Genomic DNA, 22,691 nt, shown 5'->3' with positions numbered 1-22,691 from the left:
CAAGGCCCCGGCCGAGGTCCCGCCCGGGAAGAGGCGCTTGCCGTACGGCGGGCAGGAAACGCAACGGCCCTCGCCCCGCAAGGGGAGAGGGCCGTGACGAGGAGGAGAAGAGAAGAGAAAGGCGGGGCGTCAGCCGGCGGCGACGACCTCGACGTCGAGGGCCGCCGAGACCTCCGGGTGCAGCTTGACGCTGACCCGGTGGGAGCCGACGCTCTTGATCGGGTTGACGATCTCGATGCGGCGGCGGTCGAGCTCGGGCCCGCCCGCCTTCTTGACCGCCTCGGCGATGTCGGCCGTGGTGACGGAGCCGAAGAGGCGGCCGGACTCGCCGGCGCGGGTGGCCAGCCTGACCTTGAGCGCGCCGAGCTGGCCGGCGACCTCCTTGGCGGTGCCGAGGTCGCGGATGGCCCGCGCGTCGCGCGCCTTCTTGATGCTCTCGATCTGCTTCTCGCCGCCGCGGGTCCAGCGGATCGCGAAGCCGCGCGGAAGGAGGTAGTTGCGGCCGTAGCCGTCCTTGACCTCGACGATGTCACCGGGGGCGCCGAGGCCGGTGACCTCGGTGGTGAGGATGAGCTTCATATCGCAAAGACCTCCTTAGCGCGCGGTGCTCGTGTAGGGCAGCAGGGCCACCTCACGGGCGTTCTTGATCGCGGTGGCCACGTCGCGCTGGTGCTGGGTGCAGTTGCCCGTCACCCGGCGCGCACGGATCTTGCCGCGGTCGGAGATGAACTTCCGCAGCAGGGCCGTGTCCTTGTAATCGACGTAGGAGATCTTCTCGTGGCAGAACAGGCAAACCTTCTTCTTGGGCTTGCGCAGTGCCGGCTTGGCCATCGTGGTGCTCCTTTGAGAGCCCCGCCAACAGGCGGGAATGGACTCGGACTGGTGATGGGTCAGAAGGGAGGCTCGTCGCTGAAGTCGCCCCCGCCGAAGCCGCCGCCACCCTGCGGAGCGCCGCCGCCGCTGAAGCCGCCGCCCTGGGGCGGGGTCGGCGTGGCGGTGGCCCACGGGTCGTCGGCGGGACCGCCGCCGAAGCCGCCGCCGCCACCCTGCCGGGAGCTGCGGTTGACCTTGGCGGTCGCGTTGCGCAGGGAGGGGCCGACCTCGTCGACCTCGACCTCGTAGACGGTGCGCTTCTCGCCTTCCTTGGTCTCGTAGGACCGCTGCTTGAGCCGCCCCTGAACGATGACCCGCATGCCGCGCTGCAGCGACTCGGCGACGTTTTCGGCCGCCTGCCGCCACACGTTGCAGGTCAGGAAGAGGCTCTCGCCGTCCTTCCACTCGTTGGTCTGGCGGTCCAGGAACCGCGGAGTGGACGCGATGCGGAACCGGGCCACGGCTTGACCCGTGGGGGTGAAGCGAAGCTCCGGGTCGTCGACCAGGTTGCCGACGATGGTGATTACGGTGTCGCCTGCTGCCATGGCTAGCCTTCCTGCACTCTAGGTCTAAGGCTCAGGGTACGGCTGTCGCCCGACAAAAAGCCGGGTATCGCGACTAGTGCAGCTCCGGCCGCAGGACCTTCGTGCGCATGATCGCCTCGTTGAGGTTGAGCTGCCGGTCGAGCTCCTTGACCGTGGCAGGCTCCGCGGTCAGGTCGATGACGGCGTAGATGCCCTCGGACTTCTTGTTGATGTCGTAGGCAAGACGGCGACGACCCCACACGTCGACCTTCTCCACGGTGCCGCCGTCGTTGCGGACGACGCTGAGGAACTGGTCGAGGGACGGCGCCACGGTGCGCTCATCGAGCGACGGGTCCAGGATGACCATCACTTCGTAACGACGCATACGGGACTCCAACCTCCTCTGGACTCTTGCGGTCACGACCCTGTGCCGTGACAGGAGGAACGCTGACGCCGGTCTGCGGAGGCCCCCTTCGGCGCTCCGGCTCTCACAACGCAGCCCTGTCAGGTTACCAGCAGCTTCCCGATGGGAACGCCTAAGTAGATGGGACCAGATCCGCCTGCAGGGGGTGATCCGCGGTGCCGCATGTGCTCCAGCCCTCGGAGAACTCGGAGAACCAGAGGTTCAGGCTGACGCTCAACAGCGACGGCCGGTCGCATCCGCTCGAGAACACGCTCGCGATCTGCACCTTCGTCCTCGGCCTGGTGGCCTTCGCCGCCACCTTCTTCCCCGGCGGCCACGTCGTCGCCTCGTGGGCCGGCACCCTGGGCTTCGGCGTGGGCCTGTACTCGCAGTACATCTCGGCGACGACGGCCCAGCGCTCGCTCAACGTCGTCGGTCTCGTGGCGTCGTTCGTCGGGGTCGCGCTGGGCATCGCACGCGGCGGCTTCCTTCCCTAGCCCAGGTGCAGGTCACCGCCCAGCAGCGGGACGAACCACAGGAATATCGCTAACAGCGCCTCCGCCACGTCCTTGAGAAGCGCCGGGGTGATGTAGTCGTACACCCACGCCACGTAGATGCCGACGATGATGTAGATCAGGAATACCAGGCTTATCGTTCTTCTGCGATAGACAGCCATCGCGTCTCCTTGGTCATCAGGGGGCGCTTGGCGACTGCCCTTTTGCCTGCCGTTCAAACAGATTCGCCTGCCGTTCGAACGGATAGGCTCGGCGCATGGTGCGCATCGGAGCTCACGTCCACGGCGACGACCCCGTCGCCCACGCCGAGGCCGTCGGGGCGGAGGTGGTGCAGTTCTTCCTGAGCGACCCCCAGGACTACAAGCCGCCGGTCCTGCCCGCCAGGCCGATCGAAGGCGTCGACGTCTACGTCCACGCGCCCTACCGGATCAACGTGGCCACCACCAACAACCGCATCAGGATCCCCAGCAGGAAGCTGCTGCAGCAGCACCTGGAGGCGGCGGCGAGCATCGGCGCCAAGGGCCTGGTCGTCCACGGCGGCCACCTGAACAAGGACGAGGACCCGCAAGCCGGGTTCGACAACTGGCGCAAGGTGTTCGAGCGGATGGAGTGCCCCGTCCCGGTGCTGATCGAGAACACCGCCGGCGGCGACAACGCCATGGCGCGCAGGCTCGACCGCATCGCCCGGCTGTGGGACGCGCTCGACGGCTTCGACGTGGGGTTCTGCCTCGACACCTGTCACGCGCACGCGGGCGGCGAGGAGCTGCTGAACCTGGTGGACCGGGTCATGGCCATCACGGGGCGCATCGACCTGGTCCACTGCAACGACTCGCGCGACGCCTTCGACTCCGGCGCCGACCGCCACGCCAACCTCGGCGCCGGCACGATCGACACCGAGCTGATCCTGGCGGTGTGCCGGGCGGCGGGCGCGCCTATCGTGGTGGAGACCCCGGCGGAGGGGCAGGCCGACGACATCGCCCTGCTGCGCAAGCACCTGTCCACGACCTGAGCACTTGTCCACAACCTGTGGACAAAATTCTGGATGATCTCAGGTTTGCTCAGCGGGCGAGCGGGAACCGGTCGGCGGCCCCGTCGAACACGCCTCCGGCCTGGTCGTCGACGCCGCCCAGCCGTACCACGTCCTTGTCCGGCCGGAAGATGTCGCGCACGACGAACCCCATCATGATCGCCACGGTGACGAACCTGCCCCACACGGCCGTGAAGTAGGTGCCGTCGTCGATGCCCAGGTGCCGGGTGGACTCGTCCTGCGCGAGCAGGTAGAGCCAGATCGCGAAGAAGTACCACATCTCCGCGGCCTGCCACAGCGCCAGCGGCTTCCAGTTGGGCCGGGCGAGCACCGCCAGCGGCACCAGCCACAGCACGAACTGCGGCGACCACACCTTGTTGGTCATCATGAAGGCGGCCAGCGCCAGGAAGCAGATCTGGGCCAGGCGCGGGCGCCGCGGCGCCAGCAGCGTGACGGCGGCGATCCCCAGGCACAGCAGGCCCAGCGACGCCATCCCCAGCACGCTGACGTCGGCGGTGCCCAGGACCGGCCAGGGGCCCTCGTCCCGCCACGGCGGCGTCGTGGTCTGGAAGAACAGCCAGACCGAGCCCCAGTCGACGCCGCGTTCCTGCGAGAAGACGTAGAAGCGGCGCCAGCCGTCCCAGGCCAGCACCATGAACGGCACGTTGACCACGAGCCAGGCCGCCACGGCCGAGCCGAGCGTCACCAGGAACGGCCGCCACAGCATGGTCCGCAGCGCGAGCAGGAACAGCGCCCCCAGGAACATCAGGGGGTAGAACTTGGTGGCGACCGCCAGCCCGAGCAGCACGCCGGCGAGCACGTGCCGCCGCTGCGCCCACGCCAGCAGCGCGCCCATGGACAGGGCGCCGGCGACCAGGTCCCAGTTGATGTAGGCGGCGAAGACGACGCCGGGCGCGAGCGCGTACCACAGGGCGTCCCACCGGCGCGTGGGCCCGGCCACCGCGGCCATCAGCAGCACGCCCACGACCAGGCACAGCGCCAGCAGCAGCACGGTGAGGTCGTAGAACCACACCGCCTGCCCCACCACGTCGCCGGGCGCCAGCCACCGGGCGATCCACGCCATGACCTGCATGACCTCGCCCAGCACCACGGGGTACTCCACGTGCTCCTCGAACGGCACGTTCGCGAAGTACGGGTTCTGCTCGGCCAGGTGGCGGGCGAAGTAGAGCGGGTAGATGTCGGTGTAGCAGAAGTTCGAGTACGTCTGCACACCGTCGTTCCACCCGCCCGTACGGCAGGGCAGCTTGACCACGTAGGCCAGGACCGCCCCCAGGACCGCGAACAGTCCCAGGGGCAGGTACGGCACGGCCCTCAGGTACGGCGGAACGCGCACCCGGACGTCAGTCCTCACTCATCCTCACGTGTGGGTGTGGTCGCGCCCAATGGGTCGGACACCGATGGACCGCCGCCGGGCGGCCCGTTCCCGTTGCCGTTGTCCTGCCCCCAGCCGTTCCCGTCGCCGTTGCCCTGGGAGCCGTCGCCGAACGGGTCGCCCTGGTCGTCCGGGATGCCGGTGTCGATGGTGGCGTCGCCGTCGTCGTCCCCGCAGATGCCCAGGATGCAGTCCCCTTGGTTGTCCGGGTTGTCGCCGAACGGGTCCTCCTCGACGGGGTCCGGCTTGGGCTGCGGCTTGGGCACGATGTTCTCGGCCACGCCGACGTTGGCCCGCGGCGGGAACTGCTCGACCGGCTTGCCCTGGTGGGCGGCCATCATGAACGCGCGCCAGATCTCGGTGGGCGGGCCGGCGCCCTCGAAGCCGAGCGAGACCTCGTAGGCCTCGGAGTAGGGCTTCTGCGGGGTGTACTTGGTCTCCTTGGAGGTGTCCTTGTAGCGCGACCACGGGCAGTGCGCGTAGCGCGGCTGGACGACCTTGCCCTTGGCCGTACGGCACTGCTCGCGGTACATGCCGACGGCGGCGACGTACTGCGGGGTGTAGCCGACGAACCAGGCTTCCTTCTCGTCGTTGTTGGTCCCGGTCTTGCCGGCCGCCGGGCGCCCGATGCCCTTGCCCGCGGCCGTGCCGCTCTTGAGCACCTCCGACAGCGCCACGGTGGCGTCGGCCGCCGCCTGCTCGGAGATCACGCGCTTGGGCGTCTTGTCCTCGACGAGGACCTTCATGGGCTTGCCGGTCTCGGGGTGCTTCCCGATCACCTCCTTGACCACGTGGGCCGGGTGGTACAGGCCCTTGTTGGCGAAGATGGCGTACCCGGCCGCCTGCTCCACCGGGCTCACCAGGGCGCTGCCGATGGCGAACTGGTAGTGGTGCTCGTGGATGTCCTTCTCCAGCCGCTCCTTGTCCAGGCCTGCGGCCTCGGCGAGCTCCTTGACGACCTGGAGCTGCTTGCCGGGGTGGTTCTCCGGCTTGTCGCCGATCGCCTCCTGGTCGAGCCGGTAGGCCATGGAGACGAAGGCCGTGTTGACCGACTCGGCGGTCGCCGTGATGAGGTTGACGGCCGGGCCGACGTTGTGGCTGTTGCGGATGCCGCCCTTCTGCTGGCCGGGCAGCACCGCCGGCACGGTCTTGTTGCCGGGGACGTAGCTGTCGAGGCTGTAGCCGGCGTTGAGCCAGGCGGCCAGCACGTAGGACTTGAACGCCGAGGCGGCCTGCTTCTTGGAGTCGAAGGGCTCGTTCCACGGGTCGGTCAGGTAGTCCTCGCCGCCGTAGAAGGCGACGACCCGCCCGTTCTTGGGATCGACCACGGCCAGGCCGGCGTGGAACTCCGCCGACATGCTCCGCATGCGGTTGACGACCGCGTCCCTGGCGAGCTTCATGAGCCGCCGGTCGAACGTCGAGACGATCTTGTAGCCGCTGGTCTCGACCTCCTCCCGCGTGATGCCCTTCGCCTTCAGCTCGCGCAGGACCTCGGAGACCATGTAGCCGTCGCGGCCCTTGAGGGAGTAGTCCTTGTCGTTGGCCTTGCGGACCTTGGGGAACGTCGCGGTGGCGGCGATGTTGCCGTACTTGTCGGGGAAGACGGTGGCCATGCGCCTGAGCACGTCGCCGAAGCGGTGCTTGAGCGCCGGGTCCTCCTCCGACCAGGCGGGCTGCTGGATCCTCGCGGCCAGGTAGGCGGCCTCGGCCGGGGTGACCTTGGCCGCGGACTTGCCGAAGTACGCCTGGGCGGCCTCCTCCACGCCCCAGGCCGCGCCGAAGTTGACCGTGTTGAGGTAGGTCTCGAGGATCTTGTCCTTGGTCAGCTCGTTGTCGACCTTCATCGCGACGAAGATCTCTTTGATCTTCCGCTGGATCGACACCTCCTGGCTGAGCCCGTCGTAGTAGTTGCGCACCATCTGCTGGGTGATGGTGGAGGCGCCCTGCAGCTGCTGACCGGTCACGGTCATCCACACCGAGCGGACCATGCCCGGGACGGAGATGCCCTCGTCCTCGTAGAAGGTGTCGTTCTCGATGGCGATGACGGCGTCCCTGAGCACCGGGTTCATCTTGTCCAGGGGGACGATCGTGCGCCGCTTGCCGATCTTGGCGATCTCGGTCTTGCCGTCGGCGTAGTAGATGGTGCTCGCCTGGGCCTGGGCGTCGGCCTGCGTGGCGGTGGGCACGTCGATGTTGGCGTAGGCCACGGCCATCATGCCGAACAGCCCGGCGGCCAGGATGACCATGCCGGCCATGACGATCTTCCAGCTCGGCAGGTACCGCCGCCAGCCGGTGCGGCGGGGCTTGTCCTTGCCGGGCGGTCCCGGAGGAGGACCGGCGGGGCCGGAGGGACCCGACGGCCCGGAGGGGCCCGCGGCGCCGGCCGCCCGCCGCCCGCGCTGCGCCGTACGGGACTGGGCGCGCCGGGACCGCGGCGGGGCCGGAGGCTGGGGCTGGGGCTGGGTCAGGGGTTGGGTCCCCGGCTGAGTCTGGGGGCGGGGTCCGGGCTCATGGGGCCAAGGCTCACGCAGTCCGGGCTCACGCGGTCCGGGCTCGGGCGGGTAGGCCGCCATGGCGCCGGTCTCCTCGAAGGCGGCCTCCGGCCGGCGGGGCGGCTGCGCCGTACCCCAGGGTTGCGACGCGGGCTCAGGGGAGGCGGAACGGGGTGAGCTCGAGCGGCGACGCCTCCCTGGTCGAGCCGTCCCTTCGGGGTGCTCGGGGTTGTAGCTACTGTTACTCACACGTCCTCGCATCGTCGATTAGCACGGCGACCGTCAGGTGGTTCGAAGAACAACCTTGGCAGACCTCGACCACGCAGACGCGGAACTCGTCGTAATCATGGACCATCTCGACGCGCTCCGAGGCCGCCTTTGCCTGGCCGGCATGACCTCCTGACGAGTCTTCTCGGGCACGAGCCGCTTCCGTGACGTTCTCCCTGCGCGATCTCGGGCAGAGGCGTTCGGTCGGCGACTGGAAGCGTCCGGCCACATGTGGGAGGTACGGCTGTGCGTCACAGCCCGGCGAGCGGAGGACGGCACGCTCCGGTGCGTAGTCCACCACGCTCCCCTGTGACCACATGGGCGCCACATTACGGCTTTTTTCCGATAGCTCCCAACCGCCGAGGGCACGGGCCGATTGCACCATATAGCGAGTCGACGTATCTTCATGATGTATCGGCTCGATACATCGGCGCGAGAGGAGGCGGATTCAGATGGCCGGCGACCAGCGCAGGGTCCTCGAACTCGCCGTGCTCGGGTCGCTGCACGAAACCCCCCTGCATGGCTACGAGCTGCGCAAACGGCTCAACGCCCTGCTCGGCATGTTCCGCGCCTTCTCCTACGGCTCGCTCTACCCCTGCCTGAAGAGCCTGCTGGAGCGCGGGCTCATCGCCGAGGAGCACCCCGCCGCCGTCACCGGACGGTCCAAGATCGTCTACAAGCTCACGGCGGAGGGCAAGGAGCGGCTGCAGGAAATGCTGACGCAGGCGGGCCCGGCCACCTGGGAGGACGAGAGCTTCGGCGTCCACTTCGCCTTCTTCCGGCACACCGAGGCAGAGGTACGGCTGCGCATCCTCGAAGGCCGGCGCAGCCGCCTGGAGGAGCGGCTCGAGAACGTCCGCGCCGCGCTCGCCCGCACCAGGGAACGCCTCGACAGCTACACACTGGAGCTTCAGCGTCACGGCCTGGAATCGGTCGAACGCGAGGTGCGGTGGCTCAACGAGCTGATCGCGACAGAGAGACGAGCCTCCTCCGATCCTCCGGAAGAGGCGCCACGAGATATGGATGAGTAAGGAGCGAGTGCGATGGGTTCGGTCCGCGTAGCCATTGTCGGTGTCGGCAACTGCGCGTCGTCGCTGGTCCAAGGCGTCCACTACTACAAGGACGCCGACCCGGCCACGCGCGTGCCGGGCCTCATGCACGTCAGGTTCGGCGACTACCACGTCGGCGACATCGAGTTCGTTGCCGCTTTCGACGTGGACGCCAAGAAGGTCGGCCGCGACCTGTCCGAGGCCATCGTCGCCAGCGAGAACAACACGATCAAGATTTGCGACGTGCCGCCCTCGGGGGTGGTCGTCCAGCGGGGCCACACCTTCGACGGCCTCGGCGAGTACTACCGCGAGATCATCGAGGAGTCCGACGAGGAGCCGGTCGACGTGGTGAAGGTGCTGCGCGAGACCCGGGCCGACGTCCTGGTCTCCTACCTGCCCGTGGGCTCGGAGGAGGCCGACCGCTTCTACGCGCAGTGCGCGATCGACGCGAAGGTGGCGTTCGTCAACGCGCTGCCGGTGTTCATCGCCTCCGACCCCGAGTGGGCGGAGAAGTTCACCGAGGCCGGCGTGCCGATCGTCGGCGACGACATCAAGTCGCAGGTGGGCGCCACCATCACGCACCGCGTGCTGGCCAAGCTGTTCGAGGACCGCGGGGTCGAGCTGCTGCGCACCTACCAGCTCAACTTCGGCGGCAACATGGACTTCATGAACATGCTGGAGCGCTCGCGCCTCCAGTCCAAGAAGATCTCCAAGACCCAGTCGGTCACCTCGCAGATCCCGCACGAGATGGCCAAGGCCGACGTGCACATCGGCCCGTCGGACCACGTGCCTTGGCTGGACGACCGCAAGTGGGCCTACGTCCGCCTCGAGGGGCGCTCCTTCGGCGACACGCCGCTGAACCTGGAGTACAAGCTGGAGGTGTGGGACTCGCCGAACTCCGCGGGCATCATCATCGACGCCGTGCGGGCCGCGAAGATCGCACTCGACCGGGGCATCGGCGGGCCGATCCTGTCGGCGTCGTCCTACTTCATGAAGTCGCCGCCCGTGCAGTACTCCGACGACGAGGCGCGCGACCTCGTGGAGAAGTTCATCAGGGGCGAGGTCGAGCGCTAGGACCTCACAGGCGCGCGGCGGGAGGCAGCTCCGCTTCCGGGGCCGCCTCCCAGCCCAGCGGGTCGGCGCCCAGCGCGTCGAGCAGCGGCACCTGCTCGCGGCACCAGGGCGAGATGGCCAGCAGCCCGCTGAGCACCCCGTCGGTGAACTCCTTCCACGGCATCCACCGCGCCTCGTCGACCTCCTCGGGGTTGAGCGACGGCGACCCCGCGGCGACCACCCGGTAGACGGGGCACAGCTCGTGCTCCACCACCCCGTTGCCCATCACCGCGCGGTAGGAGAAGCGCGGCAGCACCAGGTCGACACGATCGACACGGTCGGCGGCCAGGCCGAGCTCGTGGGCAAGGCGGCGCACGACGGCGTGCTCGAGCCGCTCGCCGGGCAGCGGGTGGCCGCAGCAGCTGTTGGTCCACACCCCCGGCCACGTCACCTTCTGCGAGGCGCGGCGGGTCAGCAGGACCCTGCCGTGCTCGTCGAAGACGTAGCTGGAGAACGCCAGGTGGAGCGGGGTGTCCTGGCCGTGGACGGACGACTTGGGGGCGGTGCCGGTCGCGTTGCCCGCCTCGTCGACCAGCACGACGTGTTCATCTGTGGTCACGCCACGAAGCGTACGTGATCATGATGGGTGACGGCGCCCCTTCCGCGACATGCGGTGGATAGGCTGACCTCGTGTCGTTTGTCGCCGATCTCCGCGTGGTCGCCCGTGGCCGGGACTTCCGGCGGCTGTTCGGCACCCGGCTGGTCTCCCAGTTCTCCGACGGCGTCTTCCAGTTCAGCGTGCTGGGCTTCGCCTTCTTCAGCCCCGAGAAGCACACGACGGCCCTGCAGGTGGCCGCCGGGTTCGCGGTGCTGTTCCTGCCCTACAGCATCCTGGGGCCGTTCGTCGGCGTCTTCATCGACCGCTGGTCGCGCCGGCAGATCCTCGTCGTCGCCCCGCTGGTGCGGGGCGGCCTGCTGCTGGCCACCGCGGGTCTGCTGGCGGCGAAGGCGCCCGACGCGCTGTTCTACACCGCGGCACTGTGCGTGCTGGGCGTCAACCGGTTCTTCCTGGCCGCGCTGAGCGCCTCCCTGCCGCACGTCGTGCCGTCCGACAAGCTGATGGCGGCCAACGCCGTCACCCCCACCGCGGGCACCGTCGTCACCTTCATCGGCGCCGGCATGGGCTTCCTCATGCGCGACCTGCTCGACGCGAGCACGGCCGCCATGATGGTCGTCTCCGGCCTGGTGTTCGGGCTCAGCGCGCTGGTCGCCGGGACCATGGGCCGCGACCTGCTCGGCCCGGAGTACGACCCGGACCGGCCGCAGACCCGCGAGGCCGTGCGCAACGTGGTCAAGGGCCTGGTCGAGGGCGGCAGGCACCTGCTGGGCCACCGCAGGGCCGCCGCCGGCATGGGCGCGATGGCCCTCCACCGGTTCATGTACGGCATGGCCACCGCGCTCGGCATCATCCTGTACCGCTACTACTTCACCGGCGGCGACGCCGACGTGGCCCTGCGCGGCATGAGCCTGGTCGTGGTCACCTCGGGCGTGGGGTTCTTCCTGGCGGTCCTGCTCACCCCGTGGGCCACCGAGCGGTTCACGATCGAGCGCTGGGTGCCCGCGATGCTCGTCACGGCCGGCGTGCTGACCGCGGTCCTCGTCGCCCCGTTCCAGGAGTGGGGGCTGCCCGTGGCCGGGTTCGTGCTGGGCGTCGCCGGCCAGAGCGTGAAGATCTGCGCCGACACCGCGGTCCAGCGCGACGTGGACGACGCCTACCTCGGCCGCGCCTTCTCCATCTACGACATGCTCTTCAACGGCATGTTCGTGCTGGCCGCGGCCCTGTCGGCGGCGATCCTGCCGCCCAACGGCAAGTCCTACCTGGCCGTGGCCGTCATCGCGGGCGGCTACCTGGCGGGGGCGCTGGTCTACCGGCTGGTCATTCCGCGGCCCGTGCCATCGCCTCGGTGATCCGCTCCAGTTCGGCCCCGGTGACCGCGTAGGGCGGCATCGTGTAGATCAACCGGCCGAACGGCCGCAGCCACACGCCCAGGTCCATGGCGGTCTTCTGCACCCTCGGCACGTCGACCGGCTCGTGCTTCTCGATCACCCCGATCGCGCCCAGCACGCGGACGTCCTTCGCGTGCCGTACGGCGGGCGCCAGGCCCTCCCGCAGGGCGGCCTCGATGCGGGCCACCTCCTCCCGCCACGGGCGCTCCTCCAGCAGGTCGAGGGAGGCGTTCGCGACCGCGGCGGCCAGCGGGTTGCCCATGTAGGTGGGGCCGTGCATGAGCACGCCGATCCCCTCGGCCACGCGGTCGGCGCACAGCGTCGCGGCGAGCGTCAGGTAGCCGCCGGTGAGCGCCTTGCCGACGCACATGATGTCGGGCCTGATCCCCGCGTGGTCGCAGCCGAACAGCTCGCCCGTGCGGCCGAAGCCGGTGGCGATCTCGTCGGCGATCAGCAGCACGCCGTGCTCCTCGGTGAGCTCGCGCAGCCACCTGAGGTAGGCCGGGTGGTAGAAGCGCATGCCGCCGGCGCCCTGGACGACCGGCTCGACGATCACGGCGGCCAGCTCGTCGCGATGCCGGAGAAAGGTGTCCTCCAGCTCGCGCAGGTATGCCTCGTCCAGGTCGCGCGGCGGCAAGCCGGCGAAGACGTGGCCGGGCAGGGCGCCGTTGAACAGGTGGTGCATGCCGTTGACGGGGTCGCACACGGCCATGGCGCCGAACGTGTCGCCGTGGTAGCCACCCCTGACCGTCATCAGGCGGGACCTGCCCGTGTACTGCATGGCCATCTTGATCGCGACCTCGACCGAGACCGACCCGGAGTCGGCGAGGAACACCCTGTCCAGGCCGGTCATCGCGGCCAGCCGGCGGGCCAGCCGTACGGCGGGCTCGTGGGTCAGGCCGCCGAACATGACGTGGGCCATGTCGCGCAGCTGGTCGTGGACGGCCTGGTTGAGGCGCGGGTGGTTGTAGCCGTGGATCGCGGCCCACCACGAGGACATCCCGTCGATCAGCTCACGCCCGTCGGCGAGCGTGAGCCGTACGCCCTCGGCCCTGACGACCTGGTGCACGGGGGCGCCGACGGCGGCGTACGGGTGCCACACGTGGCGGCCGTCGAGGGTGAGGATGTCGTCCACGGAGGCCCACTCTAGGGCGTGCGCCGAAGGCGGCTCAGCCGGAGGAGACCCCGTTGGCCCGCGCCCACTCCAGCAGCGCCTCCGTGGCCGCCTCCTTGCCGATGACGCCCTTGTCCAGCCGCAGGTCCAGCAGGAACTTGTACGCCTTGCCCACCAGCGGCCCCGGCGCGATGCCCAGCACGCGCTGGATCTCGTTCCCGTCGAGCTCCGGCCGGATCTTGGCCAGCTCCTCCTCCTCGGCCAGCCGCGCGATGCGCTCCTCCAGCTGGTCGTAGGTGCGCGACAGCGCCGCCGCCTTGCGCTTGTTGCGCGTCGTGCAGTCGGCCCGCGTGAGCTTGTGCAGCCGGTCGAGCAGGTGCCCGGCGTCGCGCACGTAGCGGCGCACCGCGCTGTCGGTCCACTCGCCGGTGCCGTACCCGTGGAAGCGCAGGTGCAGCTCCACCAGCCGCGCGACGTCGGCGACCACGTCCTTGGGGAAGCGCAGCTCCGTCAGCCGCTTCCTGGTCATCTGCGCCCCGACCACCTCGTGGTGGTGGAACGACACGCGCCCGCCGGGCTCCAGGCGCCGGGTCTTGGGCTTGCCCACGTCGTGCATGAGCGCCGCCCAGCGCAGCACCCGGTCGGGGCCGTCGTCCTCCAGGGCGATGGCCTGCTCCAGCACGATCAGGGTGTGCTCGTAGACGTCCTTGTGGCGGTGGTGCTCGTCGATCTCCAGGCGCAGCCTGGGCAGCTCGGGCAGGACGTGGTGGGCCAGCCCGGTGTCGACGAGCAGCCGCAGCCCCGAGCGGGGGTCGGCGCCGCAGACGAGCTTGTCGAGCTCGTCGCGGATCCGCTCGGCGGAGACGATCTCGATGCGCTCGGCCATGGCCTTCATGGCGTCGACCGCCGCCCCGTCGACCGTGAACCCGAGCTGGGAGGCGAAGCGGGCGGCGCGCAGCATGCGCAGGGGGTCGTCGTCGAAGGACTGCTCGGGCGTGCCCGGCGTGCGCAGCAGCCTGGCCTTCAGGTCGGCCATGCCGCCGAAGGGGTCGACGAACTCGTGCGCGGGCACCCGCACGGCCATCGCGTTGACCGCGAAGTCGCGGCGCTCCAGGTCGGCCTCGAGCGTCTCGCCGTACAGCACCTCGGGCTTGCGCGACTTGGGGTCGTAGGACTCGCTGCGGTAGGTGGTGATCTCCAGGAGCCAGCCGCCCTTGCGCACGCCGACGGTGCCGAAGTCGATGCCGATGGTCCAGACGGAGTCGGCCCAGTCTCTGACGATCTCAAGGACCCGCTCGGGGCGGGCGTCGGTGGTCAGGTCGAGGTCGTTGCCGATGCGGCCGAGCAGGATGTCGCGGACGGACCCGCCGACGAGGGCGAGCTCGTGCCCGTGCCGGGCGAACAGGTCGCCGAGTTCGTCGGCCACGGGCGCGATCTTGCGGAAGAGGTCGCTCATGGCGCGCTGCTGCGTCTGGGTCAGATTCGAATCGGACAAGCTGGGTAGGTCCTTCAGTTCCGGAACATATCTCCCGAGCCACATCGGGTCGGGGTTACCGTCGGTGGAGAAAGGAGCGCATATGAAGGACGCCCTGGCGATCCACCGCTGGCTCCTCGCACATCTGGTCCACCATGAGATCGTACGCCTTCCGCGGCCCATGACTTGCGTGGACGAGTTGCCCGAGTCGGTCTTCGCGGCTCCCGACAGATGCGTCGCCGTCACGGTGTTCGAGCTGTCGACCCGCGTGGGACCGGAAGCCGTCGCGGTGGTCTCGACGGTCGCGGCCCCGCCGCAGCCGGGAATCGTGGGCGGCCTTCTCGGCGCACGCAAGGTGCGCCACGCTCCGGCGTTCATGGTAAACGCGCTCACCGACTACGCCGCCGGGCTCGTCTGCCCGCTGCTGCTCCCCGAGAACCTGTCGATCCTGCTCGACGACCGCCTGCCGGGCGACGAGGAGCCCGTCTACACGCCCACCGGAGAGCGGTACACGGCTCTCGCGATCCGGGCCTTCGACCTGGTGTCCCTGCTCCCTGGAAAGTCGGTGGATCTTCGGATCCCGCATCCCAGGGGCCCGCGTGAGGCGATCCCTGTGCGGCACTGAGCCCGTACCATTGCGGGCGTGCGTCCTCGTAACCGAGCCCGGGCACAAGCGTGATCCGTAGGCTCACGCTCCTCGCCGTCCTGTTCGCCGCGTTGCTGTCCTGTCTTGCCGCGACGCCGGCCGGTACGGCTGCCGCCGCGCGGCAGGAGACCAGGCTGGCGATCAGGTCGATGACGCCGGACGTGCCGAGGAAGCTGACCGACCCCATCCGGATCTCCGGCACGCTCACCAACCGGGGCACCGCGCCCCTGCAGGGCGTCACGGTGCGCCTGCGGTTCTCCCCGCAGCGCTTCACCTCGCGCCAGGAGCTGGAGGCCTACCAGAGCGGCCAGCTCGGGACGGCGCGCGACCAGGGCTGGGGGGCGGGCGCCGTGGTGCTGCCCTCGGTCCTCCAGCCGGGCGGCTCGGTCTCCTGGCAGATCCAGGTCACCCCGGCCAACCTCCAGGTCTTCCAGTTCGGCGTCTACCCGCTGTCGGTGGAGGCGCTGGTGGGCGGGGTGCAGATCGACATCTGGCGGTCGTTCCTGACCTACGCGCCCGCCGAGCAGACCCCGCGCGTCAAGACCAGGCTGGCCTTCGCCCTGCCCGTGGTCGACGAGCCGCACCGCGCCGACGACGCCACCTTCCTCGACGAGGACCTGCGCAAGTCGCTGGCCGCCAAGGGGCGGCTGGCCGACCTGCTGGAGGTCGCGCGCTCGGCGCCCGAGTCCGTCACCTGGTTCGTCGATCCCGGGCTGCTCGACGACGTGCGCGCCATGACCCAGCCGTACGAGGTGCGGCTCAAGGGCGGCCGGGAGGAGCGGCGCGACCGGGATCCGCAGGCCGCCGCCTGGCTCGCGGCGCTGGCCGAGGCGCTGGCAGGGTCGCAGGTGGTGGCCCTGCCGTACGCCGACCCCGACGTGGTGGCGCTGGCCCACAACGGGCTCGACGAGCAGCCCGGTGAGGCCTTGGCCACGGGGACCGCGACCGCCAAGGCGGTGCTGAACCGCTCGACCGTCGGCTCGGCCGTGTACTGGCCCGTGGGCGGGCTGCTCGACATGGACGCGCTCGACCTGCTGGCGGTCTCGGGCGTCCGCACGGTGCTGCTGGCCCCGCAGAACGTGCCGCCCGTGCAGCCCGTGGCCACGCCCGACGCCGCGACGACCCTCGACACCGTCAACGGGCCGGTCACCGCGCTGGTGGCCGACGAGACGCTCAGCCGCATGCTCGACCCCGGCGTCTCCTCGGTGGCCACCCGGCAGCGGTTCATCGCCGAGACCGCGATCATCTCCGCCGGCCAGGTCACGCCCAAGTCGGTGGTCGTGGCCCCGCAGCGGCGCTGGAACCCCAACCCGCAGCACGTCGTGTCGCTGCTGAAGACCGCGGGCGCCCTGCCGTGGGTGTCGATGACGCAGCTGGGCTCGGTCAAGCCGGCCAAGAACGCCACCCCGCGCGGCACACTGACCTACACCGACGCCAATTGGCAGGCCGAGCTCGGCAAGGACTACCTCGGCAAGGTCAAGAAGGTGGCCGCCGACGCGCGGCTCACCCGGCTCATCGCCCCCTCGCTCACGCAGTCGGGCTTCGAGAAGGCCGTGCTGCGGCTCACCTCGGCCGGCTGGCGCAGGCGGCCCGCGGCGGCCGAGTCCGCGCGCAAGCTCGTCGACGGGCGGGTCCAGGATGTCCTGGAGGAGGTCGGCATCACCGGCACCGACCGGGTGCGCACGCTGGCGGGCACCGACGGGCTGGTGCCGATCAGCGTCCACAACGCCCGCGACGTCGACGTGTCCCTCCAGCTCATCGTGCGGCCGGACGGCGAGAACCTCGTCATCGAGGACTATCCGCGGACGCTCACCATCGGGGCCAGGCAGAGCGGCACCGTGCAGGTGCCGATGAAGATGCGCACCAGCGGCGACGCCGGCGTGACGGTGCAGCTGAAGACCGCCGGCGGCGAGCCGTACGGTAAACCGATCAAACTGCGCATCCGCACCACCGGTTACACCGGCATCGCGCTGTTCATCGTCGGCGGCGCGCTGTCGGTGATGATGGCCGCCGTCGTGATGCGGGTGCTGCGGCGCAGATCGCAGAAGCGGGTGGCGCGCACGGAGAAGGCCAGGGAGACTCAGCGCGTATGAGCAGGCTGATGAGGGCGAGCGCGATCATGGCCGCCGGTACCATGGTCTCCCGCGTCACCGGCTTCGTGCGCACGATGGTGCTCGCGGCGGCGATCGGAACGGCCGCGCTCGGCGACGCCTACAACGCCGCCTACGCCATCCCCTACGCCATCCTCGACCTGCTGCTGCTCGGCGTGCTCAGCAGCGTGATCGTCCCGATGATCGTCAAGGCCCAGCAGCACGACCCCGACGGCGGCCGCGCCTACGAGCAGCGGCTGCTGACGCTGGCGACGGTCGTCCTCATCGCGGTGGCGGCGCTTTCGGTGCTGGCCGCGCCGCTGCTCATCGACCTCTACACCGACTGGGCGCACGGCTCGCCGGAGTTCGAGACCGCGGTCGTGCTGGCCCGGTTCATCCTGCCGCAGCTGGCCTTCTTCGGCGTAGGCGCGGTCGCGGGGGCGATCCTCAACACCCGCGACAGGTTCGCCGCCCCGATGTGGGCGCCGGTGCTCAACAACGTGGTGGTCATCGGCGTCTTCCTGTACCTGGTCGTCACCGGGCCGAAGGACATCCGCGACATCAGCAACATCAGCGACTCGGAGCTGGCCCTGCTCGGCCTCGGCACCACCGCGGGCATCGTGGCGCAGGCGTGCGTGCTGATCGTCGCGCTGAAGCGGGCCGGCTTCTCCTTCCGGCCCCGCTTCGACGTGCGCAACGCCAGGCTCGGCGAGATGACCAGGGCGGGCGCGTGGACCATCGGCTACGTGGTGATCACCCAGCTGGGCTTCGTGCTCATCACCAACCTGGCCAGCAGCGCGGGCGACGTCGTGGCGGGCCACGGCATCACCCCCTACACGTTCGCCTTCCAGCTCTTCCAGCTGCCCTACGGCATCGTCGGGGTCTCGGTGATCACGGCGATGCTGCCGAGGATGAGCCGGGCGGTCGCCGAGGGCAGGCTGGAGGAGGTGCGCACGGAGTTCGGCTCGGGCGTCAGGCTGGTCTCCTGCGTGATGGTGCCGGCCTCGCTGCTGCTCATGGTGCTCGGCCCGGCGATCACCGTGCCGATCTACGCCCACGGCGCCACCCCGGTCGAGCACGCGATCTACATCGGCAACGTGCTGCAGGTGTACGGCCTGGCGCTCATGCCGTTCTCGATCTTCCAGCTGCTCCTGCGGGTCTTCTACAGCTTCGGCGACACCCGCACCCCGGTCTTCGTCGGCGCGGGCACCACGGCGGCGAGCGCGGCGTTGATGATCCTGTTCTACGCACTGCTCCCGGCCGAGTACGTTGTGATGGGTCTCGCCTTCGCCTACGCCGTGGCCTACACGCTCGGCGCCGTCGTCGCCTGGATGCTGGCCTCCCGCCGCGTCCACGGCCTCGGCGGCTGGTCGGTGGGCGGCTCCGTTACGAGGATGTACATTGCCGCGCTGCCCATGGCGGGGCTGGCCCTGGCGACGGTCTGGGGCGTCGGGCGGCTGTTCGGCGCGCTCGACTTCGTCACCTCGCTCATCATCCTGGCGGTGGGTGGCGGGCTGGGCATGCTCCTGTATCTCGCCGTCGCCCACAAAATGCGCATCCCCGAGGTGACCTCGATCGTTGGAATGGTGGCTGGACGGGTAGGCCGGTGAAGGATCTCATGCGGCACTACCATGGTGCCGGCACGCGCGAACGTAAGCAGGAACGAAAGCAGGAGGGGTGTGGCCGGAATCGTCCGGCCCGTCCCTCCTGCACGCAGGTGGTGACGTCATGAGCGGAACAGCGGTCCAGCCGGGCACCAGGCTGGCCGAGCGCTTCCGCCTGGAAGACCGCGTCACCGAGTCCGAGGGCGCGACCCTGTGGAAGGCCATCGACGAGGTCCTCGCGCGCCCGGTCGCCGTCCTCACCTTCACGCCCGGCTTCGAGCGCGCCGAGGAGGTCGTGAGGGCCGCACGGGCCGCCGCCCGGCTCACCGACCCGCGCCTGACCCAGGTGTTCGACGCCGCCGAGGAGGACCGGCTGTCCTACGTCGTCAGCGAGTGGGTCTCCGGCGAGTCGCTGGCCGACCTGCTGGCCGGCGGGCCGCTCGACCCCGAGCGCGCGGCCGGACTGGTGGCCGAGGCCGCCGAGGCGCTGGCCCACGCCCACGAGCGGGGCCTGCACCACCTGTGCCTGCGGCCGAGCCACCTGATCTGGACGACCGGCAACACGGTCAAGGTGCTGGGCGTGGCGGTCGACGCCGCGCTGGCCGGGCTGACCACCGACGACCCGGCGCGCGACGACGCCGAGGGGCTGGGCCGCCTGCTGTACGCCGGGCTGACCGGGCACTGGCCGGGCGACGAGGAGGAGGGCGGGCTGCCCGCCGCCCCCATGACGGACGGGCACTTCTGCACCCCGCGCCAGGTCACCGCGGGCGTGCCCGGCTACCTCGACACGATCACCTGCCGCGCCGCCCTGCCGGAGTCCCGCAGGGGGCAGGCCGCGCTGACCAGCCCGGCCGAGGTGGCCGAGGCGCTCAGCCGGGTGCCCAGGCCCATGCCGATCCCGTCCTCCTACGCCGAGCCGCCGCCCGCCGTGTCCCGCTCCGAGGGGCTCAAGGAGGACACTCCCGTACGGCTGACGCCGCCCCCGGCGCCGCGCCCCCGGCCGAGCATGGCCAGCCGCGCGCTGATGACGGTCGTCGTGCTGCTGGTGATCGCTGCGGTCGGCTTCGGCGCGTGGACGATCGGCCGCAGCCTGGGCAACCCCGCCGGATCCTCCGCGCAGCAGCCCACGCCGTCGGAGAGCTCCGCCCGGCCGGCGCAGCCCGCGCAGGTGCTCAAGCCGGTCAAGGCCGACGGGTTCGACCCCCTCGGCGACGACCACTCCGAGCACCCCGAGATGGCGCCGCTGGCCATCGACGGCAAGCCGGGCACGTTCTGGAAGACCACCTACTACAACAGCGCCGAGCTGGGCCGCCTGAAGGAGGGCGTCGGGCTGCTGCTGGACATGGGCAAGCAGGTCCAGGTCGGCCAGGTGAGCGCCACGCTGAGCGACAGCCCCGGCTCGACCGTCGAGCTGAAGGTCGGCGACTCCCCCGACCTGAAGGCGCTCAAGACGGTGGCGACCGGGGAGAACGTGTCGGGGAAGGTGACGCTGAAGCCCGGTGAACCCGCAAGCGGTCAGTACGTTTTGATCTGGTTTACGAGACTTCCAGCGGAAGAGGGCAGGTTTCGTGGCACCATCTATGACGTAGTGGTGCACTCTCCAGGAACGGCATAATCAGGAAACCCCTTGTGAATTCCCCACCCGAGACACCCTCGCAGCCGGTGAGCGACGCCGAGCTGCTCATGGCGCACATCAACGGGGATGCACACGCCTTCAGTGAGATCGTCAGGCGGCACCGGGACCGCATGTGGGCCGTCGCGCTGCGGACGCTGGGGGACCCTGACGAGGCGGCGGACGCCGTCCAGGACGCCTTCGTGTCGGCCTACCGCAAGGCGGGCAGCTTCCGCGGCGAGGCGGCCGTCACCACCTGGCTCCACAGGATCGTGGTCAACGCCTGCCTCGACCGCATGCGCCGCAAGTCGGTGCGGCCGGTGGCCGACGACGAGCTGATCGAGGCGGCGGAGCGCGACACCCCGCTGCCCGACCAGACCGGCGAACGCGAGGTCTCCCTGGAGGTTTCGGCCGCCCTCAAACTCCTTCCCCCTGACCAGCGGGCCGCGCTCGTCCTCGTCGACATGATGGGCTACTCCGTCGAAGACGCAGCTCAGGTGCTTGACGTCCCCAGCGGGACGGTGAAGAGCCGCTGCGCCAGGGGGCGCGCGAAACTCGCCCCAATTCTTGCGCATCTGCGGAACCGATCCGACCTGAGTCGCGTCTCATCCGCGAAGGGAGCAGAACTTCGTGACGGGTGATACGCACTACGATCTGGAGGTCCTCGCCGAGCTGGCGGAAGGCCTCCTGGACGCTGACACGGCTCGCCAGGTGCGAGAGCATCTCGCGGTCTGCGACCCATGCGGGGAGCGCCTGGCCGATCTGGCAGCGGTTCGTGAGGTGCTCGCGGCGATTCCCACTCCGGCCATGCCGATGGGTGTCGCGCTGCGCATCGACAAGGCCCTCGAAGCCGAGCGCGCCGGGGTGGCGGTGATGTCGTCGCCGGAACCGCCCGCGCGGCTCGGAGTGGTCGCTGACGACGGGACCGTCGTTCCCGCGCGGACGCGGCGCCGCCGTACGGCACGCAGGTGGGCGATGCCCGCCGCTGCCGCAGCGGCAGCGGCGGCGGTGATGGGCGGCGTCACGCTGTCCACGCTCAACAACAGCGCCACCGTCGTGGCCGCCTCGCCGAGCGCCTCGGCGTCGGCCCAGTCGCAGGCCGCCCGCGCCTACGACCTGACCGAGAGCGACCACAACTTCAGCGACGGCGACCTGAAGGAGCCGCTGAACGAGTACCTCGGACCCGCGAAGATCACCCAGCCGGTCGCCGAGACCGAGAACCAGGTCTCCAAGTGCGTGGACGCGGTCGAGAACAGGAGCAAGCTCAAGCCGTTCGCGGTGCACCAGGCGCTCTACAACGGCAGTGAGGCGCTCATCATGGCGTCGTGGCGGAACGAGGCCGCCAAGCAGATCAGGATCGACATCGTCGAGCCGTTCCACTGCAAGCCGCTGCGGAAGGCGGCCGTCGGCCGCTGGTGAGCCGCGCCGCTCGTCGGAGCCCGGTCCCGGTCTTCCGGGGCCGGGCCTTTTTCGCTCAGGGCCCGTTTTCAGGCAGGGCTCGACCTGGACATTCACGCCTCCGGTCGGGGCAGGGAATGGGCGACGCCTAGGATCTGTTGATGCCACTGGCTAAGAGGGGATTGACATGAGCGACGTCCGCAACGTGATCATCATCGGATCGGGCCCGGCCGGCTACACCGCGGCGATCTACTCGGCACGCGCCGAGCTCAAGCCGCTGGTCTTCGAGGGATCGGTGACCGCGGGCGGCGCGCTGATGAACACCACGGACGTGGAGAACTTCCCCGGCTTCCCCGACGGCATCATGGGCCCCGACCTCATGGACAACCTGCGCAAGCAGGCCGAGCGGTTCGGCGCCGAGCTCGTCGCGGACGACGTCGTCGAGGTCGACCTGCACGCCGATCCCAAGGTCGTCAAGACGGCCTCCGAGACCTACCACGCCAAGGCGGTCATCCTCGCCATGGGCTCCGGCTACCGCGAGCTGGGCGTGCCCAACGAGAAGCGGCTGTCCGGGCACGGCGTCTCCTGGTGCGCCACCTGCGACGGCTTCTTCTTCCGCAACAAGGACATCGTGGTCGTCGGCGGCGGCGACACCGCGATGGAGGAGGCGCTTTTCCTGACCCGCTTCGGGCGCATGGTGACCGTCGTCCACCGCCGCGACCAGCTGCGCGCCAGCAAGATCATGCAGGAGCGTGCCTTCGCCAACGAGAAGATCCGCTTCGTCTGGGACACCGAGGTCGTCGAGGTCCTGGGCGAGGACAAGGTCAGCGGCGTACGGCTGCGCAACCGCAAGACCGGCGAGGAGAGCGAGCTGGCCGCCGACGGGCTGTTCATCGCCATCGGCCACGACCCGCGCACCGAGCTCGTCAAGGGCCAGGTCGAGCTCGACGACGAGGGATACATCAAGGTCGCCTCGCCGACCACGAGGACCAACATCGAGGGCGTCTTCGCCGCGGGAGACGTCGTCGACCACATCTACCGCCAGGCCGTCACCGCGGCCGGCACCGGATGCTCGGCCGCGCTGGACGCCGAACGCTGGCTCGCCGAGAACGACAGATGACTCTCCGGAAACGACGGATGAGAGAGATGA

Annotated in this window: 24 protein-coding genes; 13 read left to right on the top strand and 11 right to left on the bottom strand. The window is 70.0% G+C overall.

The features are described 5' to 3' along the window. Positions 1 to 129 precede the first annotated feature (129 nt). The 4 genes from rplI to rpsF all read right to left on the bottom strand — a co-directional run bounded on the left by rplI (position 130) and on the right by rpsF (position 1,782). Positions 130 to 579 carry a 50S ribosomal protein L9 gene (rplI, locus tag BSB02_RS00440; RefSeq protein ID WP_084955404.1) on the bottom strand — a complete coding sequence of 150 codons (450 nt, stop codon included), beginning with the start codon at positions 577 to 579 and terminating at the stop codon, positions 130 to 132. 15 nt (positions 580 to 594) lie between these two features. Next, positions 595 to 831 (bottom strand): 30S ribosomal protein S18, encoded by a 237-nt coding sequence (gene rpsR, locus BSB02_RS00435; RefSeq protein ID WP_084955402.1) that lies wholly within the window; start codon positions 829 to 831, stop codon positions 595 to 597. A gap of 59 nt (positions 832 to 890) precedes the next feature. Beyond that, positions 891 to 1,418 carry a single-stranded DNA-binding protein gene (locus BSB02_RS00430; protein WP_084955399.1) on the bottom strand — a complete coding sequence of 176 codons (528 nt, stop codon included), beginning with the start codon at positions 1,416 to 1,418 and terminating at the stop codon, positions 891 to 893. Between the two features lie 73 nt (positions 1,419 to 1,491). Then, positions 1,492 to 1,782, bottom strand: a complete 291-nt coding sequence (gene rpsF, locus BSB02_RS00425) for a 30S ribosomal protein S6 (RefSeq protein WP_084955397.1) — start codon at positions 1,780 to 1,782, stop codon at positions 1,492 to 1,494. A gap of 194 nt (positions 1,783 to 1,976) precedes the next feature. Between rpsF and BSB02_RS00420 the strand changes: the two genes are divergently transcribed. Further along, on the top strand, positions 1,977 to 2,297 hold the full coding sequence (locus BSB02_RS00420) for a hypothetical protein (protein ID WP_084955395.1): 321 nt from the start codon (positions 1,977 to 1,979) through the stop codon (positions 2,295 to 2,297). Here the strand turns inward: BSB02_RS00420 and BSB02_RS00415 are convergent. Next, positions 2,294 to 2,476, bottom strand: coding sequence for a hypothetical protein (locus tag BSB02_RS00415; protein ID WP_084955393.1), 183 nt, complete (start codon positions 2,474 to 2,476; stop codon positions 2,294 to 2,296). The two genes, BSB02_RS00420 and BSB02_RS00415, sit on opposite strands and share 4 nt — an antisense overlap. 95 nt (positions 2,477 to 2,571) lie before the next feature. Between BSB02_RS00415 and BSB02_RS00410 the strand changes: the two genes are divergently transcribed. After that, the gene (locus BSB02_RS00410) at positions 2,572 to 3,324 is read left to right on the top strand and encodes a deoxyribonuclease IV (RefSeq protein ID WP_206184450.1); all 753 of its coding nucleotides are present in this window, start codon (positions 2,572 to 2,574) and stop codon (positions 3,322 to 3,324) included. 49 nt (positions 3,325 to 3,373) lie between these two features. Here the strand turns inward: BSB02_RS00410 and BSB02_RS00405 are convergent, their stop codons facing one another. Both BSB02_RS00405 and BSB02_RS00400 read right to left on the bottom strand, forming a co-directional pair. After that, entirely contained in the window at positions 3,374 to 4,714 is a 1,341-nt protein-coding gene (locus BSB02_RS00405; RefSeq protein WP_084955391.1) for a glycosyltransferase family 87 protein, read from the bottom strand. Then, positions 4,711 to 6,990, bottom strand: coding sequence for a transglycosylase domain-containing protein (locus BSB02_RS00400; protein ID WP_084955389.1), 2,280 nt, complete (start codon positions 6,988 to 6,990; stop codon positions 4,711 to 4,713). Before BSB02_RS00400 ends, BSB02_RS00405 begins: the two co-directional genes overlap by 4 nt. On the opposite strand from BSB02_RS00400, the gene BSB02_RS39270 reads away from it, so the two are divergent. Then, complete coding sequence (locus BSB02_RS39270) at positions 6,989 to 7,222, top strand: hypothetical protein (protein ID WP_143590107.1); 234 nt, start codon at positions 6,989 to 6,991, stop codon at positions 7,220 to 7,222. The two genes, BSB02_RS00400 and BSB02_RS39270, sit on opposite strands and share 2 nt — an antisense overlap. 246 nt (positions 7,223 to 7,468) lie before the next feature. On the opposite strand, the gene BSB02_RS00395 is transcribed toward BSB02_RS39270, so the two are convergent. Continuing rightward, on the bottom strand, positions 7,469 to 7,813 hold the full coding sequence (locus tag BSB02_RS00395) for a DUF5318 family protein (RefSeq protein ID WP_084955387.1): 345 nt from the start codon (positions 7,811 to 7,813) through the stop codon (positions 7,469 to 7,471). A gap of 133 nt (positions 7,814 to 7,946) precedes the next feature. On the opposite strand from BSB02_RS00395, the gene BSB02_RS00390 reads away from it, so the two are divergent. Then, the gene (locus BSB02_RS00390) at positions 7,947 to 8,525 is read left to right on the top strand and encodes a PadR family transcriptional regulator (RefSeq protein WP_084955385.1); all 579 of its coding nucleotides are present in this window, start codon (positions 7,947 to 7,949) and stop codon (positions 8,523 to 8,525) included. A 12-nt stretch (positions 8,526 to 8,537) separates the two neighbouring features. Beyond that, positions 8,538 to 9,617: an inositol-3-phosphate synthase gene (locus BSB02_RS00385; protein ID WP_084955383.1), complete on the top strand. Its 1,080-nt coding sequence runs from the start codon at positions 8,538 to 8,540 to the stop codon at positions 9,615 to 9,617. Positions 9,618 to 9,621: 4 nt separating this feature from the next. On the opposite strand, the gene idi is transcribed toward BSB02_RS00385, so the two are convergent. Further along, positions 9,622 to 10,215: an isopentenyl-diphosphate Delta-isomerase gene (gene idi, locus BSB02_RS00380; RefSeq protein ID WP_084955381.1), complete on the bottom strand. Its 594-nt coding sequence runs from the start codon at positions 10,213 to 10,215 to the stop codon at positions 9,622 to 9,624. 71 nt (positions 10,216 to 10,286) lie between these two features. On the opposite strand from idi, the gene BSB02_RS00375 reads away from it, so the two are divergent. Continuing rightward, entirely contained in the window at positions 10,287 to 11,564 is a 1,278-nt protein-coding gene (locus tag BSB02_RS00375; RefSeq protein ID WP_084955379.1) for an MFS transporter, read from the top strand. Here the strand turns inward: BSB02_RS00375 and BSB02_RS00370 are convergent. Beyond that, the gene (locus tag BSB02_RS00370) at positions 11,533 to 12,738 is read right to left on the bottom strand and encodes an adenosylmethionine--8-amino-7-oxononanoate transaminase (RefSeq protein WP_084955377.1); all 1,206 of its coding nucleotides are present in this window, start codon (positions 12,736 to 12,738) and stop codon (positions 11,533 to 11,535) included. The genes BSB02_RS00375 and BSB02_RS00370 overlap by 32 nt on opposite strands. A gap of 34 nt (positions 12,739 to 12,772) precedes the next feature. Beyond that, positions 12,773 to 14,173, bottom strand: coding sequence for a CCA tRNA nucleotidyltransferase (locus BSB02_RS00365; protein WP_240506076.1), 1,401 nt, complete (start codon positions 14,171 to 14,173; stop codon positions 12,773 to 12,775). Positions 14,174 to 14,372: 199 nt separating this feature from the next. Between BSB02_RS00365 and BSB02_RS00360 the strand changes: the two genes are divergently transcribed. The 7 genes from BSB02_RS00360 to trxB all read left to right on the top strand — a co-directional run bounded on the left by BSB02_RS00360 (position 14,373) and on the right by trxB (position 22,661). Further along, positions 14,373 to 14,816, top strand: coding sequence for a YbaK/EbsC family protein (locus BSB02_RS00360; RefSeq protein ID WP_240506115.1), 444 nt, complete (start codon positions 14,373 to 14,375; stop codon positions 14,814 to 14,816). A 50-nt stretch (positions 14,817 to 14,866) separates the two neighbouring features. Next, on the top strand, positions 14,867 to 16,930 hold the full coding sequence (locus tag BSB02_RS00355; RefSeq protein WP_143590106.1) for a DUF6049 family protein: 2,064 nt from the start codon (positions 14,867 to 14,869) through the stop codon (positions 16,928 to 16,930). Beyond that, the gene (gene murJ / locus BSB02_RS00350) at positions 16,927 to 18,537 is read left to right on the top strand and encodes a murein biosynthesis integral membrane protein MurJ (protein WP_169729331.1); all 1,611 of its coding nucleotides are present in this window, start codon (positions 16,927 to 16,929) and stop codon (positions 18,535 to 18,537) included. Before BSB02_RS00355 ends, murJ begins: the two co-directional genes overlap by 4 nt. Positions 18,538 to 18,655: 118 nt before the next feature. Next, positions 18,656 to 20,146: a protein kinase family protein gene (locus BSB02_RS00345; RefSeq protein ID WP_084955368.1), complete on the top strand. Its 1,491-nt coding sequence runs from the start codon at positions 18,656 to 18,658 to the stop codon at positions 20,144 to 20,146. A 14-nt stretch (positions 20,147 to 20,160) separates the two neighbouring features. Then, positions 20,161 to 20,784 (top strand): RNA polymerase sigma factor SigM, encoded by a 624-nt coding sequence (sigM, locus tag BSB02_RS00340; RefSeq protein WP_084955366.1) that lies wholly within the window; start codon positions 20,161 to 20,163, stop codon positions 20,782 to 20,784. After that, the gene (locus BSB02_RS00335; protein ID WP_084955364.1) at positions 20,774 to 21,562 is read left to right on the top strand and encodes a zf-HC2 domain-containing protein; all 789 of its coding nucleotides are present in this window, start codon (positions 20,774 to 20,776) and stop codon (positions 21,560 to 21,562) included. Before sigM ends, BSB02_RS00335 begins: the two co-directional genes overlap by 11 nt. Before the next feature lie 166 nt (positions 21,563 to 21,728). After that, positions 21,729 to 22,661 carry a thioredoxin-disulfide reductase gene (trxB, locus tag BSB02_RS00330; RefSeq protein ID WP_084955362.1) on the top strand — a complete coding sequence of 311 codons (933 nt, stop codon included), beginning with the start codon at positions 21,729 to 21,731 and terminating at the stop codon, positions 22,659 to 22,661. The last annotated feature ends 30 nt before the right edge of the window (positions 22,662 to 22,691 follow it).

Source organism: Thermoactinospora rubra (assembly GCF_002093975.1).
Taxonomy (GTDB): Bacteria; Actinomycetota; Actinomycetes; order Streptosporangiales; family Streptosporangiaceae; genus Nonomuraea; species Nonomuraea rubra_A.
This window is presented reverse-complemented; position numbering and strand designations above follow the sequence as displayed.